At 50.9% G+C, this 19098-nt stretch carries 18 protein-coding genes; 14 read left to right on the forward strand and 4 right to left on the reverse strand.

Annotated features, from left to right (window positions below; genetic code table 11):
- Positions 1 to 9: 9 nt before the first annotated feature.
- From LOZ86_RS05565 to LOZ86_RS05595, 7 genes are all read left to right on the forward strand, one after another.
- On the forward strand, positions 10 to 744 hold the full coding sequence (locus tag LOZ86_RS05565) for a phosphoadenylyl-sulfate reductase (protein WP_039513146.1): 735 nt from the start codon (positions 10 to 12) through the stop codon (positions 742 to 744).
- A gap of 188 nt (positions 745 to 932) precedes the next feature.
- Complete coding sequence (locus LOZ86_RS05570) at positions 933 to 3155, forward strand: KAP family P-loop NTPase fold protein (RefSeq protein WP_039484866.1); 2223 nt, start codon at positions 933 to 935, stop codon at positions 3153 to 3155.
- A gap of 246 nt (positions 3156 to 3401) precedes the next feature.
- On the forward strand, positions 3402 to 4844 hold the full coding sequence (gene cysG, locus LOZ86_RS05575; RefSeq protein ID WP_039484864.1) for a siroheme synthase CysG: 1443 nt from the start codon (positions 3402 to 3404) through the stop codon (positions 4842 to 4844).
- A 9-nt stretch (positions 4845 to 4853) separates the two neighbouring features.
- Positions 4854 to 5762 carry a sulfate adenylyltransferase subunit CysD gene (cysD, locus tag LOZ86_RS05580; protein ID WP_039484862.1) on the forward strand — a complete coding sequence of 303 codons (909 nt, stop codon included), beginning with the start codon at positions 4854 to 4856 and terminating at the stop codon, positions 5760 to 5762.
- Between the two features lie 74 nt (positions 5763 to 5836).
- Positions 5837 to 7264, forward strand: coding sequence for a sulfate adenylyltransferase subunit CysN (gene cysN / locus LOZ86_RS05585; RefSeq protein WP_039485096.1), 1428 nt, complete (start codon positions 5837 to 5839; stop codon positions 7262 to 7264).
- Positions 7203 to 7883: an adenylyl-sulfate kinase gene (gene cysC, locus LOZ86_RS05590; protein ID WP_181892586.1), complete on the forward strand. Its 681-nt coding sequence runs from the start codon at positions 7203 to 7205 to the stop codon at positions 7881 to 7883. The genes cysN and cysC overlap by 62 nt, the downstream gene beginning before the upstream one ends.
- Before the next feature lie 55 nt (positions 7884 to 7938).
- Positions 7939 to 8274: a DUF3561 family protein gene (locus LOZ86_RS05595; RefSeq protein ID WP_029368162.1), complete on the forward strand. Its 336-nt coding sequence runs from the start codon at positions 7939 to 7941 to the stop codon at positions 8272 to 8274.
- Positions 8275 to 8334: 60 nt separating this feature from the next.
- Here the strand turns inward: LOZ86_RS05595 and LOZ86_RS05600 are convergent, their stop codons facing one another.
- The 3 genes from LOZ86_RS05600 to LOZ86_RS05610 form a co-directional block, all read right to left on the reverse strand.
- Entirely contained in the window at positions 8335 to 9057 is a 723-nt protein-coding gene (locus LOZ86_RS05600) for an amino acid ABC transporter ATP-binding protein (protein WP_039513144.1), read from the reverse strand.
- Positions 9044 to 9808, reverse strand: a complete 765-nt coding sequence (locus LOZ86_RS05605) for an amino acid ABC transporter permease (RefSeq protein WP_039484855.1) — start codon at positions 9806 to 9808, stop codon at positions 9044 to 9046. Before LOZ86_RS05605 ends, LOZ86_RS05600 begins: the two co-directional genes overlap by 14 nt.
- A 132-nt stretch (positions 9809 to 9940) precedes the next feature.
- Positions 9941 to 10711 (reverse strand): basic amino acid ABC transporter substrate-binding protein, encoded by a 771-nt coding sequence (locus LOZ86_RS05610; protein WP_039484853.1) that lies wholly within the window; start codon positions 10709 to 10711, stop codon positions 9941 to 9943.
- Between the two features lie 331 nt (positions 10712 to 11042).
- Between LOZ86_RS05610 and ftsB the strand changes: the two genes are divergently transcribed.
- The 7 genes from ftsB to rpoS all read left to right on the forward strand — a co-directional run bounded on the left by ftsB (position 11043) and on the right by rpoS (position 17128).
- Positions 11043 to 11378, forward strand: a complete 336-nt coding sequence (gene ftsB, locus LOZ86_RS05615; RefSeq protein ID WP_039484850.1) for a cell division protein FtsB — start codon at positions 11043 to 11045, stop codon at positions 11376 to 11378.
- A 3-nt stretch (positions 11379 to 11381) separates the two neighbouring features.
- Positions 11382 to 12095: a 2-C-methyl-D-erythritol 4-phosphate cytidylyltransferase gene (gene ispD / locus LOZ86_RS05620; protein WP_039513141.1), complete on the forward strand. Its 714-nt coding sequence runs from the start codon at positions 11382 to 11384 to the stop codon at positions 12093 to 12095.
- A gap of 53 nt (positions 12096 to 12148) precedes the next feature.
- Entirely contained in the window at positions 12149 to 12646 is a 498-nt protein-coding gene (ispF, locus tag LOZ86_RS05625; RefSeq protein WP_005973491.1) for a 2-C-methyl-D-erythritol 2,4-cyclodiphosphate synthase, read from the forward strand.
- A 118-nt stretch (positions 12647 to 12764) separates the two neighbouring features.
- The gene (gene truD, locus LOZ86_RS05630; protein WP_039484844.1) at positions 12765 to 13811 is read left to right on the forward strand and encodes a tRNA pseudouridine(13) synthase TruD; all 1047 of its coding nucleotides are present in this window, start codon (positions 12765 to 12767) and stop codon (positions 13809 to 13811) included.
- Positions 13812 to 13951: 140 nt separating this feature from the next.
- Entirely contained in the window at positions 13952 to 14578 is a 627-nt protein-coding gene (locus LOZ86_RS05635; protein ID WP_230242958.1) for a protein-L-isoaspartate(D-aspartate) O-methyltransferase, read from the forward strand.
- Positions 14579 to 15059: 481 nt separating this feature from the next.
- Entirely contained in the window at positions 15060 to 16082 is a 1023-nt protein-coding gene (gene nlpD / locus LOZ86_RS05640) for a murein hydrolase activator NlpD (RefSeq protein WP_039484839.1), read from the forward strand.
- 53 nt (positions 16083 to 16135) lie between these two features.
- Positions 16136 to 17128 (forward strand): RNA polymerase sigma factor RpoS, encoded by a 993-nt coding sequence (gene rpoS / locus LOZ86_RS05645; protein WP_039484837.1) that lies wholly within the window; start codon positions 16136 to 16138, stop codon positions 17126 to 17128.
- 119 nt (positions 17129 to 17247) lie between these two features.
- Here rpoS and proS read toward each other — a convergent pair whose 3' ends face one another.
- The gene (proS, locus tag LOZ86_RS05650) at positions 17248 to 18966 is read right to left on the reverse strand and encodes a proline--tRNA ligase (RefSeq protein WP_039484835.1); all 1719 of its coding nucleotides are present in this window, start codon (positions 18964 to 18966) and stop codon (positions 17248 to 17250) included.
- Between the last annotated feature and the right edge of the window lie 132 nt (positions 18967 to 19098).

Below are 19098 nucleotides of genomic sequence, written 5' to 3' on the forward strand. Positions count from 1 at the left end.
GAGAGCCTGATGGCCGAATTTAATCTTGAGGCGCTCAACGCGTTACCGAAAGCGGAACAGACAGCTGAGTTGGCTACGGTGAACAGTCAGCTTGAATCGCTGTCTGCGCAGGAAAGAGTGAGCTGGGCGCTGGAGAATCTGCCGGGCGACTATGTGTTGTCGTCCAGCTTCGGCATTCAGGCGGCGGTCTCGCTGCATCTGGTGACGCAACAGCGGCCGGATATTCCGGTTATCCTCACGGATACGGGCTATCTGTTTCCTGAAACCTATCAGTTTATTGATGCGCTGACAGAGCAATTAACGCTGAATCTGCAAGTGTATCGCGCAACAGCGTCTCCGGCTTGGCAAGAGGCGCGCTACGGCAAGCTGTGGGAGCAGGGCGTGGAAGGCATTGAGCGCTACAACCTGCTGAATAAAGTCGAGCCGATGAATCGGGCGCTGAGCGAGTTAAAGGCGAAAACATGGTTTGCTGGCCTGCGTCGTGAGCAGTCCGGCAGCCGGGGCGAATTACCGGTGCTGGCGATTCAGCGCGGCGTCTTCAAATTCTTGCCGATTATCGACTGGGATAACCGAACGGTGTACCAGTACCTGAAAGAAAATGGCCTGAGCTACCACCCGCTGTGGGAGCAGGGCTATCTGTCCGTTGGCGATACGCACACCACCCGCAAATGGGAACCGGGCATGAGCGAAGAGGAAACCCGTTTCTTCGGCCTGAAACGCGAATGCGGACTGCACGAAGGGTAATTAATCAATTACCACCCGATCCTATTATTGGTGTAAAAAGGCTCATGCATTTCATGAGCTTTTTTATGCAATTTAATCAGGCATCTTGCATTACCTATCTTGCTGTATCGGAAAATTATAACACTGATTGGTTTGTCGCTTGCCAGCATACAATTGAAGGCTCTGGCTTACTTTACTAGGAACTGTGGATGAGTATGAATTCTGGCATAAACTCTGCCGCCATTAGTAGTGAAGACGATGATCGTTACGGTTTCGCCGCTGTGGCGAAGAGTCTGGCCCAGAGTATTACTGCTTTGGATAAGAATGTTAGCACTGTAATCGGTATCGAAGGGAAGTGGGGAACGGGCAAAACAAGTATGTTGAATTTACTGCTGAAGCAAATTCAAGCATGTACGAAAGACGGAACGCATGTGCTGCATATTGCCCCTTGGCTCAACGCTCCAGAACAAAGCCCCATAAGATCTCTGCTCTTGCCTGTGGCCGCTATTGTGGCAGAAGAGGATGAGCGAAGACAGCCACGAAATAGGAAATGGTTTCATTGCTCTAAAAAGAAAAAACAGTCAGAAAAGGCACTTAATATTCTTAATTACCTGCAACAGACGTCTGGAAGACTGGCCTCTATTGTTGATTTTGCAGGGAAATTTATTCCCAGTTTAGGTATCGTCGCGCAAGGAATGGAAACCTTTTCAGAATTAGATCTCTCAGTTCAAAGAAAAACTACTGCAACTCTTAGAGCTGAAATAGAGGAAAATATAAATAAGCTAGGCCTCAATTTTATTGTAATTATCGATGATCTAGATCGATTAGAGCCAGCACAGGCAGTTGAAGTGATTCGCCTAGTCAAGTCAGTGGCAGATTTCTCTTGTTTTCACTACGTGCTTTGTTATGACCGTCAGGTTCTTTCACATGCAGTAGAACAAGGGTTAGGAGTAATCGATGGTAATCAGTATCTACAGAAAATTGTGCAGATTTCATTTAGCCTTCCTAGGCCGGAGGCATTTGATCTTCGGAGAGAATTTGAATCTGAAGCACTTGCTTTATATAAATCTGTTAATGATGCATATCCAGACAAGGATACGCTCACTGATTTGAGCAGACTGATCGGCAGCTATGGAGCTGGCCTAACCACGCCTCGTGAAGTTTGTACCGTTATTAATGCACTGAAATTCTGCTACTCTGGACTGCGTGATTATGTCTATTTTCCAGACCTGTGTTTTCTTCAACTTATTCGAATAACCAATATTGGCCTTTATGACTGGATAGAGAATTATCTGACTAAACTCTCATTAGTTGTATCAGGAGAAGGCGGTATTAGACAAGAAGAAATTGATATGATGAATAAGCAATTGCAAGATCACATTATAAATTTCTCTGTGGTATCAGTTAGGCAATATTCTTTTATCAGTGAGTGGGTTGCAGGAATAAAATTCGATAACAAGAAAAATGGTTTCATTTTTTTTGAGAAATCAAGTGAGCGTGATTATTACGTGATTAGGAGAAATAAACGACTTGGGAGTGACACTCACTGGCGATATTATTTTTCTTTCTCCGCTCCACAAAATATTCTTCAGAAATATTTTATGGATGAGTTATTAGTAATGGCTTCTGAACCAAAGTTATACCCAGAACTGTCTCAAAAGCTTTTGAGTGGTATAAATAGTAAGAGCTTGTCTTCACGTACTTGGTTTGAACACATCCTTAGTCGATTTACTCCTTCACTTATCTCATCATTGACTTATGAACAATGTGAAGGATTTGTGTTGTTTTTTGTAGATGAGGGTGAGGATATTGTTAAACGTTATAAGGAACGTAATAGTTGGTTTTTAGAACAGAGTCTTGATATTGAGCTGGTGGTTGATGGTTTGATGATGCATATGATGAGTGTAAGACGTGATGCTGGTTTAGTTTCTATTAAAAATTTTTTTGTAACAGGAAAATCATTGTATTGGATTGTTCGCTATCTAGATCATCTATTGTGTATGAACAGCTTTTTTGATGTGCAAATAGATAAAAAAAATGCATGTGTTTTTTCTAATGAAGAGCTTCACGAGATTTGTGAGGTTATGGCTACTCGATTAAATTCTGATGAGGTAAAAAATAATCTATTGGACTGCAATAATTTTCTAGATTATCTGCAGGTGTGGATGAAAATTACATCACCAGAAACAGTCAGTACATGGATAAATAATATATTTATCACCGATGAGGGATTTGTAAATTTAATCTTAAATCTTGAATGTAGGGAGATGAGAGAGGGTAGGGGATATTTTAAAATTGATATTCAATCCATGAGCCAGTTCCTAGTCGAGGAGGACAGTATTATGAACAGGCTGGATGAAATTGAGTCTAAAGGACTCTATCCTCAAAAAATTAAGGAGATCCGAGAGGAAATCAGTAATAACCGATATTAAAATGTGTACTTTTCTTTCTATGTGGGTAATCGACAGCTGGCTTATGTGGCCAGCTTCGGTTTAGCAAATTCGGATCTCCAAATGAAGAACATAGAATGTACAAGGGTGGCTAACCCCCACCTAATATCAGTTGTAAACGTGGTGTTATTCCATTACGGAACTTGTCATTCCAATTCGGCATTTCATAAGTGTTCTGTCCGCACCGTATAGTCGCATTATCTACTTTTTTGCTTAGTTAAGGCGACTGTGAACTATCTCCCTTTATTTGCCGATCTTCGTCAGCGCTCGGTACTGGTTGTTGGCGGCGGCGAGGTTGCTACGCGCAAAATCGATCTGCTGCAACGCGCGGGTGCGGAGGTGAAAATTGTCGCGCAGGCGCTGGCGGAACCGCTGGCGGCGCAGCATCAGGCCGGGCAGGTTGAATGGCTGGCGCACTCTTTTACACCGGAACTGTTATCCGGCGTGTTTCTGGTGATTGCCGCTACGGATGACGCCGAGCTGAATGCCGCGGTATTTGAGGCGGCGAATCAGCGTCATTTGCTGGTGAACGTGGTGGACGATCAGCCAAAGTGCTCGTTTATTTTCCCCTCGATTGTCGATCGCTCTCCGCTGGTGGTAGCTATTTCCTCGGGTGGACAGGCTCCGGTGCTGGCGCGTCTGTTGCGTGAAAAGCTGGAATCATTACTGCCTGCCAGTTTGGGCACGATGGCGGACATCGCCGGAAGCTGGCGCGACAGAATTAAAACCCGACTGCATTCGATGCCGGCACGTCGTCGCTTTTGGGAGCGGCTGTTTGTCGGACGCTTTGCATCTCTGGTGTCTGCTGGGCAACTGGCACAGGCCGAAGACGAACTGCAACAGCAGCTGGCGCTTCAGCAAGAGGAACAGCAGCAGCCAGCGGCCGCACGCGGTGAAGTTGCACTGGTTGGCGCAGGCCCCGGCGATGCCGGACTGCTGACGCTGCGCGGATTGCAGGTGATGCAGCAGGCGGATGTGGTGTTGTATGACCATCTGGTCAGTGCTGACGTGCTGGATCTGGTGCGCCGCGATGCCGAACGCATCTGCGTGGGGAAACGCGCCAGCGCGCATTCGTTGCCGCAGGATGAGATTAATCAACTATTGGTGAAGCTGGCGCAGGAAGGGAAGCGGGTCGTGCGCCTGAAAGGCGGCGATCCCTTCATTTTCGGCCGCGGCGGTGAAGAGCTGCAAGCGGTGGCGCAGGCGGGTATCACATTTCAGGTCGTGCCCGGCGTGACGGCTGCGGCGGGCGTCACGGCGTATGCGGGGATCCCGTTAACGCACCGTGACTACGCGCAGAGCGTACTTTTTATTACCGGACACTGTCGCCCGGATGGCGACGAGTTGGACTGGTCAACGCTGGCGCGTGGCCGCCAGACGCTGGCGATTTATATGGGAACGATGAAGGCCGCCGAGATTTCGCAGCAGCTGATCGCGCATGGCCGCTCATCGCAGACGCCCGTTGCCGTGATCAGTCGCGGCACCCGACACGATCAGCAGGTACAAATCGGTACGCTGCAAGAGTTAGAACATTTGGCACGGCAAGCGCCGACACCGGCGCTGCTGGTAATTGGCGAGGTGGTGGATCTGCACCATCAGATTGCCTGGTTTGGTCAGACAACGCCGACGGTGCCGCAAGACAGCCGCCCAGCGGTAGTAAACTTGGCTTAAGGAAAGGGTATGGACGAGAAACGACTCACGCATTTACGGCAGCTTGAAGCCGAAAGCATTCACATCATCCGCGAAGTGGCGGCCGAGTTCAGTAACCCGGTGATGATGTATTCCATCGGCAAAGACTCTTCGGTGATGCTGCATCTGGCGCGCAAGGCGTTCTATCCGGGATCGCTGCCTTTCCCGCTGCTGCACGTTGATACCGGCTGGAAATTTCGTGAAATGTACGAATTCCGTGACAAGACGGCAAAGGCCTACGGCTGTGAACTGCTGGTGCACCGCAACCCGCAGGGTGAAGCGCTGGGGATTAACCCCTTTGTGCACGGCAGCGCCAAGCACACCGACATCATGAAAACGGAAGGGCTGAAGCAGGCGCTGGATAAATACGGTTTTGATGCCGCGTTTGGCGGGGCGCGCCGCGATGAAGAGAAATCGCGTGCTAAAGAGCGTATTTACTCCTTCCGCGACCGTTTCCACCGCTGGGATCCGAAGAACCAACGCCCAGAGCTGTGGCATAACTACAACGGCCAGATTAACAAAGGCGAGAGCATCCGCGTTTTCCCGCTCTCCAACTGGACCGAGCTGGATATCTGGCAATACATCTATCTGGAAAACATCGATATTGTTCCGCTGTATCTGGCCGCGCCGCGTCCAGTGGTGGAGCGTGACGGTATGCTGCTGATGGTGGATGACGATCGCATCGATCTGCAACCCGGTGAAGTGATCGAACAACGTATGGTGCGCTTCCGCACGCTGGGCTGCTGGCCGCTGACAGGCGCGGTGGCATCGCATGCGCAGACGCTGCCGGAAATCATCGAAGAGATGCTGGTTTCCACCACCAGTGAGCGTCAGGGAAGGGTAATTGACCGCGATCAGGCCGGTTCAATGGAGCTGAAAAAGCGTCAAGGGTATTTCTGAGGAATCGTCGAATGAGCCAAATTTCGTTAAAAGACACAGCGGCAGACAATGCGGCTGAGAAAGATGCAGTCGTTATCAACAATGCGATTGCACAACAGATCGCCGAGCAGGGCGGTGTGGAAGCGTATTTACACGCGCAGCAGGATAAAACGCTGCTGCGTTTCCTGACCTGCGGTAGCGTCGACGACGGAAAAAGTACGCTGATTGGCCGGTTGCTGCACGATACGCGCCAAATTTATGAAGATCAGCTCAGTACGCTGCACAATGACAGCAAGCGTATTGGAACGCAGGGCGAAAAGCTGGATCTAGCACTGTTGGTCGATGGGCTTCAGGCCGAGCGTGAACAGGGCATCACGATTGACGTGGCCTACCGCTATTTTTCCACGGAAAAACGCAAATTCATCATCGCCGATACGCCAGGACACGAGCAGTACACCCGCAACATGGCGACCGGCGCATCAACCTGCGAGCTGGCGATCCTGCTGATTGACGCTCGCAAAGGCGTATTGGATCAAACCCGTCGTCACAGCTTTATTGCGACCCTGCTGGGGATTCGCGATCTGGTGGTGGCGGTGAACAAAATGGACTTAGTGGATTATCAGCAAACGGTGTTTGAGCAGTTTAAGCAGGATTATCTGGATTTTGCTCAGCAGCTGCCTGCCGACCTGAATATCACCTTTGTACCGATTTCCGCGCTGGATGGCGACAATGTCGCAACGCCAAGTACGACGATGGGCTGGTATACCGGGCCGATGCTGCTGGACGTGCTGGAAACGGTCAATGTGGCACAGCGTACGCTGGAACAGCCGATGCGCTTCCCAGTGCAGTATGTGAACCGCCCGAATCTGGATTTCCGTGGCTACGCAGGAACGCTGGCATCTGGCATCATCCGCGTTGGGCAACGGGTTAAAGTGCTGCCGTCTGGCGTAGAATCCACCATCAGCCGTATTGTGACCTTTGATGGAGATTTACCGCAGGCGCAGGCAGGTGAAGCGATTACGTTGGTACTGGCGGATGAGGTAGATATTAGCCGCGGTGACCTGCTGGTCGACAGCAGCGAATCGCTGAAAGCAGTACAGCATGCGCTGGTGGATGTCGTTTGGATGGCGGAGCAGCCGCTGGTGCCGGGACAAAGCTACGACATCAAGATTGGCGGTAAGAAAACGCGCGCTCGGGTCGAGAATATTCAGTATCAGGTCGAGATCAATACGCTGACGCAGCGCGTAGCGGAGAACCTGCCGCTGAATGGTATCGGTTCGGTTGAATTGGTTTTTGATGAGCCGCTGGTGCTGGACAACTATCAGCACAATGCGGTGACGGGCGGGATGATCTTTATCGACCGTCTGAGCAACGTCACGGTCGGTGCTGGGCTAGTGCGGGAGCCTATCGAACAGGTGTATCAGGAACCGGGTGCGCACAGCGCGTTTGAGCTGGAACTGAATGCGCTGGTACGTCGCCACTTCCCACATTGGGGTGCGCGCGATCTGCTGGGAGGCAAATAACGTGTCTTTACGCGATGAACCGACTGACGATAACGTCGTCTGGCATGCGCACGATGTCACCCGAGAGTCGCGCGAGAAGTTGCATGGTCATCAGGGCGTCGTTATCTGGTTTACCGGGTTGTCTGGATCCGGTAAATCCACGCTGGCGGGGGCGCTGGAACAGGCGCTACATCAACGTAGCGTCAGCACCTACCTGCTGGATGGCGACAACGTGCGGCACGGGTTGTGCCGCGATTTAGGCTTCACCGACGACGATCGGCGCGAAAATATCCGTCGCGTGGGTGAAGTCGCCAAACTGATGGTGGACGCGGGTCTGGTGGTTCTGACTGCGTTTATCTCGCCGCACCGCGCCGAGCGTAAAATGGTGCAGGATTTACTGGGAGAAGGGCAGTTCATCGAAGTCTTCGTGGATACGCCGTTAGCAACCTGTGAAGCACGCGATCCTAAGGGGTTGTATAAAAAAGCCCGTGCGGGAGAGCTGCGTAATTTCACCGGGATCGACTCGGCATATGAAGCGCCGGAAGCGCCGGATAGTCATCTGGATGGCGAACAATTAGTAACACATTTGACAGACCAATTGTTAGATCTGCTGGGCAAGCGAGCTATTATCAAGCTCTGATATCCCGCTTTTTTCACCGCGCCAGTGGGTGATAAGGGGACGAATGGGAAAGATTATGCAAAATGCCACGCAGTTAACGATTAGCAAGACTCGGCCAGCGCAACAAGAAGAGGATGACGGCGTTTCCTACCTGTTTATGGGGGCGGTAACGGGGTTCTCTTTTTATTGGTTGGCCTTCACTATCCCTTTTTTGGTATACGGCTCCAATACCACGTTTTTCTTCATGCTCTACACCTGGCCGTTTTTTCTGGCGCTGATGCCGTTTTCAGTACTGGTTGGCGTCGGGTTTAGCTTTTTGCTGAGAGGCTATCTTTTTTATACGCTTTTTGCGACAGGGCTGACGGTGGTCTGCCTGTTCTGGTTGGTATTTTCTTTTCTGACGGGGTGGTAAAAGAAAAAGGCTGCCAGCGCGGAAGACGCTGACAGCCTGCGGTTTACCGTTTTAACGTATTTACAGTATTTTGCTCAGGAAAGCCTGCGTGCGCGGGTTACTCGGATGTGTAAAGATCGCCTCTGGCGTCCCCTCTTCCTGAATAATTCCCTGATCGATAAAGATCACTCTATCGGCCACTTCTCGGGCAAATGCCATTTCATGGGTCACTATGACCATCGTCATGCCTTCGTTCGCCAGCGTTTTCATGACAGCCAACACTTCACCAACTAGCTCCGGGTCCAGCGCGGATGTCGGTTCATCAAACAGCATGATCGCCGGTTCCATCGCTAACGCGCGGGCAATCGCGACACGCTGCTGCTGTCCACCGGATAGGCTGTTCGGCCAGGCATCGATTTTATCCAGCAGGCCGACCTTGCTGAGCAACGCTTTAGCCCGCTCAACGGCCTGCGCGCGGGATAATTTTTTCACATCCATCGGTGCCATAATTATGTTTTCCAACACCGTCATGTGCGGAAACAGATTAAAGCGCTGGAACACCATCCCCACGCTTTCGCGCACGCGATTGATATTGGTTTTCTGATCGTGAATGGCAAAACCGTTGACCGTAATCTCGCCTGCCGATAGCGTCTCCAGTGCGTTGATGCAGCGCAGAAAGGTACTCTTTCCTGAACCGGATGGGCCAATCAGGCAGAGCACTTCCTGAGGCGCGATGTCACAGGAAATACCGCGCAGGACATGCGTATCACCAAACTGTTTTTGCAGGTTTTTAACGTGAATCACTTTTGCCAAACCTCGTTTCCATGTGCCGCACCAGCAGCGAAAGCAGGAAAGTAATAACCCAATAAACGATAGAGATCGCCAAGTAGGGTTCCCAGTACGTGGCGTAAGCCCCTGACACCGTACGAGCGGCATAGGCGAGATCCGCCAATCCGATTGCTGAAGCCAACGATGAATCCTTCACAATCGCGATGGCGTTGTTGCCCAGTGGTGGCAGCATGCGGCGAAAAGCCTGCGGCAGAATGACTTTCCGCATGGTGCGGCCATAGCTCATTCCCAGAGAGCGCGACGCTTCCATCTGGCCGCGATCGATCGACTGAATGCCGGCGCGGAATATCTCGGAGACATAGGCACCTGCATTCAGCGTAATTGCCACGATGCAAGAGAGGAACGCGCCGTAATCTGAGCGCAGCGTACGGGCAAGATCGGCCGACATAATATTGCTGGTCACCAGTAGCCCGTCACGCGGATTGATGAACAGCGGCACTAGCGCGAAGTGCACCACCATGATTTGTACAAACAGCGGCGTGCCGCGGAAGGCGCTGATGTAGATGCGCACCGGCCATTGAACACCGTAGTACAGGATATATTTCCACGGCCCGTGCGGTGCCTGCGCTAAGCGGCCTAATCCGAGCGTTAATCCCCAGCAGGTGCCAAGAATGACACAAATAATGGTGCATTTGATGGTCATCCAGGTGCCTTCCATAAACAGCGGGGCATATTCCTGAATGATCTCCCAACGAAATCCCGTCAAGATCGTTTCCTTTTTTGAATAGGCTAACGTAATGATGATTCTAAATTAAACCGGACAGGCTAGCTGTCCGGTTGATGCGACCTCTCGCTGAGGCGATGGAGACCTGGAGAGGTGCGCAGTGTGTTGCAGGCGTTATTCTGCGGGTAAGGTCGGAACGTTGTTATCAAACCAGGTTTGATAGATCTTGGCGTAGGTGCCATCAGCAACGATTTTTTTCAGCCCAGAGTTAATCTTCTCACGCAGCTGATCGTTGCCTTTCGCGACGGCGATCCCGAAATACTGGCGTTCGAATTTGGCGTCGGAAACCAGATTGAACTGTTTGTCAGGGTGAGTCTTAATGTAAAACTTCACTACGCCCACGTCGCCAACCGCTGCGCCCACACCATCTTCATACAGCTCTTGTAACATTAACGGGGTGTTATCAAAGCGCTTAATCGATGTACTGTTTTTGCCTAATACATCGGAGACCACGATATCGGCGGTACTGGAGTTCACGACACCGACTTTGTGATCTTTCAGCGCAGCAATCGAGTCGATCGTCGAGCCTTTAGGCACCACAATGGACTGCTCGGCTGGGAAATACGGTGCGGAGAAATCGACCATTTGCTTACGTTTGTCGGTAATCGTGATACCGGAAATGATAATGTCGCGGTCGCCGGAGTTAAGGGTCGCGAAGATCCCTTCCCACGGCGTATTGATCAGCTTGATATTAAAATTCTCCGCCTTGGCGATCGCTTTAATAATATCAATATCAAAGCCTTCCAGCTCTTTCTTCGCATTTTCAAACTCAAAAGGGCGATAGGTTCCGCCAGAGCCAACAACGTAAGTGGGTTCTGCGGCGAAGGCGCTGGTGGGGAGTACGGTAGTGAAGAGCGCCCCAACGAATAACATTTTTTTGAACATGGTTTTCTCCTGGTTTAAATGTAAAATTTTCTTTTTTTATGCACTTTGTATGCATAAAAATACACAGATAGCATTAATGGTTCAACTGACGTTTTTCCTATGGACGGTTTTAGCCAGACGGACGCGATGCGCTTACGTCTTCTGACGAACAGAAAGTATAAGGGGATGAATGGATGAGGTGAGTGTGGCCTGAGAGCGCGTTTGGCATGCTCTTCTGCCCGAAATATCCCCATTTGGGTGCGCGGCAGGGTGAATATTGCCTCCCACTGCCGGACACAGTGGAGTCGAAACAAAAGTTATGGGATGATTAGGCTGTTTTTCAGGGGGCGGGATGGGAAAGCTTACGCTGTTATTATTGATATTGCTTGGCTGGCTTCAGTACTCACTGTGGCTGGGCAAGAATGGCATTCATGACTATGTTCGGGTAAATGATGATGTTGTTGTCCAGCAGGGGAATAATGCCAAATTAAAAGACCGTAACGAACAGCTGTTTGCTGAAATTGACGACCTCAATGGCGGACAGGAAGCGATTGAAGAGCGCGCTCGCAATGAACTGGGGATGATTAAACCCGGTGAAAGCTTCTATCGTCTGGTGCCAGAGTCGAACCACCGTAACGCAAATACGACGTCATCTAATAACGCTTCATCTAACAACACACAACGTTGACGCATGCAGACACCACGCCTTTCCCCGCCTGACATTGTTGCCGTTTTGCCCGCTGCGGGTAACGGCAGCCGGATGCAAAACGATCGTCCTAAGCAGTATCTGACGATTGGCAATAATTCGACCGGCCATAAAACCATTCTTGAACATACCATCGACGCGCTTTTACGCCATTCACGCGTGCAGCGTGTCGTCGTCGTTATCAGCCCTGATGACGTATTCTTTCATACTCTGGCGATTGCTAACGATCCTCGTATTTGTGCCGTGACGGGCGGGCAGCAGCGTGCAGATTCCGTGCTGGCTGGGCTGTCCGCCGTTGCCGATAGCGCATGGGCGTTAGTGCATGATGCGGCGCGTCCGTGTCTGCATCAGGACGATCTGACGCGCCTACTGGCGATTGTCGAGCAGAGTGACGTTGGTGGAATTCTGGCCGCGCCGGTTCGTGATACCATGAAGCGCAGCACGGACGGGTTTATCGATCGCACGGTAGAACGTAATGATTTATGGCATGCGCTGACGCCGCAGCTTTTTCCCGCGGCGCTGTTGAAACAGTGCCTGCAACGGGCGCTTCAGGATGGCGTTGCCGTCACAGATGAAGCCTCCGCGTTGGAATATTGTGGCTATCGCCCGCAAATTATCAGCGGACGTTCAGATAATATCAAAGTCACTCGTCCAGAGGATTTGGCATTAGCCGAATTCTATTTAACCAGTTTGCAGTAACCTCATTTTATTCGCTAAATTTATTCGTTAAATACAGATAAGGAGCACGCACGATGCGTATCGGTCACGGTTTTGATGTCCATAAGTTCGGTGGAGAAGGTCCGCTGGTGATCGGTGGTGTGCGAATTCCTTATACTCAAGGCCTGCTAGCGCATTCCGATGGGGATGTGGTGCTGCATGCCGTGACCGATGCCCTGTTGGGGGCCGCCGCGCTCGGTGACATTGGCAAGCTATTTCCTGATACCGATCCGGCTTTTAAGGGTGCGGACAGCCGTGGTCTGCTGCGTGAAGCCTGGCGTCGTATCAATGAAAAAGGCTACCAGTTAGGCAATCTGGACGTCACGATTATTGCGCAGGCACCGAAAATGGCACCACATATCCCGCAAATGCGCGTGAATCTGGCGGAAGATTTGCAGTGTCATATGGACGACGTCAATGTGAAAGCGACTACGACAGAACAGCTGGGCTTTACTGGTCGCGGTGAAGGCATTGCCTGCGAAGCCGTTGCTCTGCTGGTGAAAAAAGAAACAGGCGAAATTGTCGCGTGGTAAGGCGTTGTTTTATTAACAATTAATTATCAGTAGCGCCTCATTAATAATAGAAAACTAACGGTATAAAAAACACTGTCATGACGGTGTGTCATCCGGTCATACACGCTGTAGGATAATGATGGAAAATAGCGAACAACTCGTCTGGTTGCACGGTGAGCCACAGGCTACCGGCTCATTGAAATCCACTGCTGAAGATTTTCTGGTGGTGGAAGATCTGGGATTTCAGCCAGATGGTGACGGTGAACAAGTATTGGTGCGTGTACGCAAGCGCGGCTGTAATACGCAATTTGTGGCCGAGATGCTGGCGAAATTTGTTCGTCTACCGCTGCGTGCCGTCAGCTATGCGGGTTTGAAAGATCGGCATGCTGTCACCGAACAGTGGTTTTGCCTGCATATGCCGGGAAAAGAGACGCCTGATTTCTCCTCTCTGGAGCTTGAAGGCTGCGATGTGCTTGAGGTGATTCGCCATCGTCGCAAGCTGCGGATCGGTACGCTGCGGGGTAACCATTTTACTCTGGTGCTGCGTCAGGTCAGCGATCGAAACGAAGTTGATGTTCGTTTGGCGTTGATTGCCGCGAAAGGTGCACCTAATTATTTCGGCAGCCAGCGTTTCGGGCGCAACGGAAATAACCTTGAGCAGGCCCGTCTTTGGGCGAATAACGATATTCGGGTAAAAGAACGCAGTAAGCGGAGTTTTTATCTTTCCGCCAGCCGCAGTGCGATGTTTAATCAGGTTGCCAGCGCGCGGCTCGCGGGGCAGCAGGCGAAAACCGTCTTGTGCGGTGATGCATTGCAGCTAACAGGGCGCGGCAGTTGGTTTGTTGCTAAGTCTGACGAATTGGATGCTTTACAGACGCGCCTTGATGCGGGCGAACTCCAGATTACTGCGCCTCTGCCCGGAGATGGCGAACTGGGCACGCAGGATGACGCGCAGCTATTTGAAAAGCATGCTTTGGTCGGACAAGACGCACTGTGGTCTTTGGTTAAGCGTGAGAGGGTCGAACCTGCCCGGCGTGCGGTGCTGCTGTATCCACAGCAGATGCACTGGGAATGGCAGGACGATGCGACTGTGGAATTGAAGTTCTGGCTACCTGCGGGCAGTTTTGCGACCAGCGTGGTGCGTGAATTGCTGCATTCACAGCAAGATACCGATCTCGGTGCCTGATGTACTACGAGACGTTTTTTGCAGAAAATAGTTGAAGAGAATAATGCTGACAACCGTGCGATAGCGGCGGCTGGCTTACCCCTGTGCGGGAAAATTGCTGTATTGGTGACGAGGTTAACCGGAGCTGAGGTCGGCGGGGAATGGTAAACAAGCGTATAGAAACGTTGTTGGCACAGCTGCGCCAGCAGGGCATTCAGGACGAACGTCTACTGAGTGCGATAGAAGCCGTACCCAGAGAACGTTTCGTTGACGAGGCGTTCGAGCATAAAGCGTATGAAAATACCGCTCTGCCTATTGGTTCCGGTCAGACGATTTCGCAGCCTTATATGGTCGCGAAGATGACGGAATTGCTCAGCCTGACGCCTGTTTCTCGCGTGCTGGAAATTGGCACTGGTTCAGGTTATCAAACGGCGATTTTAGCGCATTTGGTTAGGCACGTTTGCTCAGTTGAGCGCATCAAAGGGCTGCAATGGCAGGCTAAACGTCGCTTAAAGCAGCTTGATCTGCATAATGTTTCTAACCGTCATGGCGATGGGTGGCAGGGCTGGGCGTCGCGCGGGCCGTTTGATGCCATCATCGTGACTGCTGCACCGCCGGAAATTCCTCGAGCGCTGATGGAACAGCTTGATGAAGGCGGTGTGATGGTATTGCCCGTCGGTGAACAGTCACAATACTTACAGGTTGTTCAACGCCATGCTGGCGAATTTATTATTCAAACGGTTGAAGCTGTTCGGTTTGTTCCGCTGGTCAAAGGGGAATTAGCCTGATACCGTGGCGTTGGTATGCACTTGTTGTTAAGTCTTTAAAATTTCAACACAACGGTTTTATAGTGCGAACTTGTTGATATTGTTAGCATCTAATCATCGTGGTGCCTTTCCCGTTTTGCTTATGCGCCAGCGATGGTGAAGTAGCGATCTTTCTCGTTCCAATTAACGAATAAATCACCGGATACCGGTACGCTACAATCACTTACGCTATGGCAGTTGAGCAACGGCCAGTTAAGCGAGAGCCGATGTGAGGCAGACATGTCCGAATTGAGTTCTGAGTATTACTGTTTTTTGAATGTTATATAGCCTAAATAATTCGAGTTGCAGGCAGGCGGCAAGCGCACGAATCCTCAGGAGCTTACATTAGTAAGTGACTGGGGTGAGTAAGAGAAGCCAACGTACGTGCAGCTTGAAGTATGACGGATATAGTTACTTTTTTGAACGCTATAGTTAGAGGGGAGTAAGGCGCATGGGAAGCCGAATGATGAATTTGCGTCATATTGCTGCTTGTACGGTGATTGTCTTAGGATTGGCGGGATGTACCAACAATAATTCCAAATCCGCACCGATCAGCAGCGTTGACGGAAATACGGGCAGCCGAGGGGGGATGTTATCTGCGCCACCATCACGCATTTCAACAGCGGGTGAAAGCGTTTCAACAACGACCGACGGCCGAATTGTTTACAACCGCAGCTACGGCAATATTCCGAAAGGCAGCTACAGCGGCGGTAATGCCTACACGGTTAAACGGGGCGATACCCTGTTTTATATCGCGTGGATTACCGGTAATGACTACCGGGATCTGGCGCAGCGCAACAATATTCCTGAGCCATACAGCCTGAATGTGGGGCAATCACTGAGCTTAGGAAACGTATCCGGTAACAACGCTTCGGGCGGTGGCCTGACGAGCGGTGGTGGAATGTTGGCAACAACGGATGCCACTCGAGGTGGTGTACCAACGCCGCCATCAAGTGCGCAAATACAAACTACATCGGTTGATTCTCAGTCAACTAATGCGTATTCTGGTAATCAGGGTAAACAGAATGTAGGTAAGATGTTACCTACGACAGGGGCACCAACAACCGCTCCTGTTTCCGCACCAGCGGCTGTTGCCAGCAGCAATACGGCTGCTGTCGGCAGTTGGCGTTGGCCTACCGATGGGAAAGTCATAGATAGTTTCTCCGCTTCCGAGGGGGGAAATAAAGGGATTGATATCGCCGGCTCACGTGGGCAACCGATCACCGCAACTGCCAGTGGGCGCGTGGTGTACGCGGGTAATGCGCTACGTGGTTACGGAAATCTGATAATCATCAAACATAATGATGACTACCTCAGTGCCTATGCCCATAACGATACGATGCTAGTCCGTGAGCAACAAGACGTCACGGCAGGGCAAAAAATTGCTACGATGGGCAGTACAGGCACCAGCTCAGTTCGCTTGCACTTTGAAATTCGTTACAAGGGGAAATCCGTAAACCCGCTGCGTTTTCTGCCGCAGCGATAAATCGGGCAGAGTATTTCGGTATTCTGCCAAGGGATCACGGGTAGGAGCCACTTATGAGCCAAAGTACGCTGAAAGTTAACGAGTTACATGAAGATACCGATTTCGACGAAAATGGACTTGACGTTTTTGACGATAAAGCGCTGGCAGAGGAAGATACCAATGATAGTGACTCGGCGGAAGACGAGCAGCTATCGCAAGGGGTCCCACAGCGTGTTCTAGACGCAACACAGCTCTATTTAGGAGAAATCGGCTATTCGCCGCTTTTAACTGCAGAAGAAGAAGTTTATTTTGCCCGGCGCGCGTTGCGTGGCGATGTCCCATCGCGCTGCCGGATGATCGAGAGTAACCTGCGGCTGGTGGTGAAAATTGCCCGCCGTTACAACAATCGTGGTCTAGCGCTGCTGGATCTGATTGAAGAGGGGAACCTCGGCCTGATCCGTGCGGTTGAAAAATTCGATCCAGAAAGAGGATTTCGTTTTTCAACCTACGCAACCTGGTGGATTCGACAAACGATAGAACGGGCGATCATGAATCAAACCCGTACCATCCGTTTGCCGATTCACATTGTCAAAGAACTCAACGTTTATTTGCGCACCGCGCGCGAATTGTCTCACAAACTGGATCACGAGCCGAGTGCGGAAGAAATCGCCGAACAGCTTGATAAGCCTGTTGATGACGTCAACCGCATGCTGCGCCTGAATGAACGTATTACTTCCGTCGATACCCCGCTAGGTGGTGATTCGGAAAAAGCGCTGCTGGATATTCTAGCAGACGAAAAAGATAACGGACCTGAAGGCACTACTCAGGATAACGATATGAAGCAGAATATCGTTAAATGGTTGTTTGAGCTTAATGCCAAGCAGCGCGAGGTGTTGGCGCGTCGTTTTGGCCTGCTAGGGTACGAGGCGGCTACGCTGGAGGATGTTGGTTGTGAAATTGGCTTAACGCGTGAACGTGTTCGTCAGATCCAGGTTGAAGGCTTACGCCGCCTGCGGGACATTTTGCAGGTTCAGGGGTTGAGCATTGAAGAACTGTTTCGTGAATAATTCATGACGAGTTACTGATGTCTTGAAATAAACGTCTTGAAATAAAAAATGGTGGGGAAACCCACCATTTTTTTATGCCTGTATTCGCCCTTTCGCGTGAAAGGGCGGTCCGACGGCGATTAGCGGACGATATTTGCCAGCAGGAAATCGATGATTTCGCTGGTTTTAATCATTTGTTTTTCACCGACCCGACGGTTCTTATATTCAATTTCTTCGCTATCCAGATTGCGATCGCCAATGACGATGGTGTGCGGCACACCAATCAACTCCATATCGGCGAACATCACGCCCGGACGCTCTTTACGGTCATCAAGCAGAACTTCAATGCCCTTAGCGCGCAGCTGCTGGTAGATTTCCTCAGCCACTTCCTTCACGCGGAAAGACTTGTGCATGTTCATTGGCAGAATAGCAACGTGGAAAGGTGCAATCGCGTCTGGCCAGATGATGCCGCGTTCGTCATTATTCTGCTCAATTGCTGCCGCGACAACGCGTGTCACACCAATACCGTAGCAGCCCATCGTCAGCGTCTGGTTGCGGCCGTCTTCACCTTGAACCGTCGCTTTCAGCGCTTCAGAATACTTGCTGCCAAGTTGGAAAATATGGCCGACTTCGATACCGCGTTTAATTTGCAGTGTGCCTTTGCCATCTGGACTGATGTCGCCTTCAACTACGTTACGGATGTCTGCAACCTGCGGCAGCGTAACGTCACGTTCCCAGTTGATGCCAAAATAGTGTTTGCCATCAATATTCGCGCCAGCGCTGAAATCGCTCATCGCTGCAACGGTACGATCGACAACAACCGGAATCGTCAGCTTGACTGGGCCAAGTGAACCTGGACCAGCGCCGATAGTTGCACGAATCTCTTCTTCCGTTGCGAACGTCAGCGGGCTGGCAACCTGAGCGATTTTCTCCGCTTTGATTTCATTCAGTTCGTGATCGCCACGAACCAGCAGCGCAACCAATTTATGGCCACTTTCTTCCGTCGCTTTAACCAGCAGCGTCTTCACGGTTTTTTCTACCGGCAGCTTAAACTGAGCAACCAGCTCGGCGATAGTCTTGGCATTTGGCGTATCAACCAGACGCAACTCTTCTGTCGCTTCCGCGCGGCCTAACTTCGGCGCGACAGCTTCTGCCAGTTCAATGTTTGCTGCGTAGTCGGATTCCGTTGAGAAAACGATATCGTCTTCGCCGCTGGTCGCCAGTACCTGAAACTCATGGGATGCGTTACCGCCGATAGAACCGGTATCCGCCTGAACGGCTCTGAAATCCAGATCCATACGGCTGAAAATCTGGCTGTAAGCGGCGTACATCGCGTCGTAAGTGGCCTGCAACGATTCCTGCGAGGTATGGAAAGAGTAGGCGTCTTTCATCAGGAATTCACGTGAGCGCATCACGCCAAAACGCGGGCGCACTTCATCGCGGAATTTGGTTTGAATCTGGAAGAAATTCAGCGGTAGCTGCTTATAAGAACTGACTTCATTACGAATCAGGTCTGTAATCACTTCTTCATGTGTTGGGCCGAGCACAAATGGACGCTCGCCACGATCGACAAAGCGCAGCAGTTCCGGACCATATTGTTCCCAACGTCCACTTTCCACCCATAAATCGGCAGGCTGAACAACGGGCATGGAAACTTCAATCGCGCCAGCGTTGTTCATCTCTTCGCGCACGATATTTTCAACTTTTCTCAAAACACGTAAACCGGTCGGCAACCAGGTGTAAAGGCCAGAGGCCAGTTTACGAATCATTCCTGCCCGGAGCATCAACTGATGGCTGATGACTTCTGCATCGGCTGGCGTCTCCTTGAGTGTGGAGAGCATGTATTGGCTAGTACGCATGGGGTTTTAGTTCCGTTAGAACGATAAATAGCATAGGGCTGCCGCGCAGCCGAAGGCACATAAAAAGTGGCTTAGTTTACCAGCGTGGGCGACGTGTCAAAAGAGAGCAGGGACAATTTTAGAATATATTGC

The organism is Pectobacterium parvum (assembly GCF_020971565.1).
In the GTDB taxonomy this organism is placed as follows: Bacteria; Pseudomonadota; Gammaproteobacteria; order Enterobacterales; family Enterobacteriaceae; genus Pectobacterium; species Pectobacterium polare.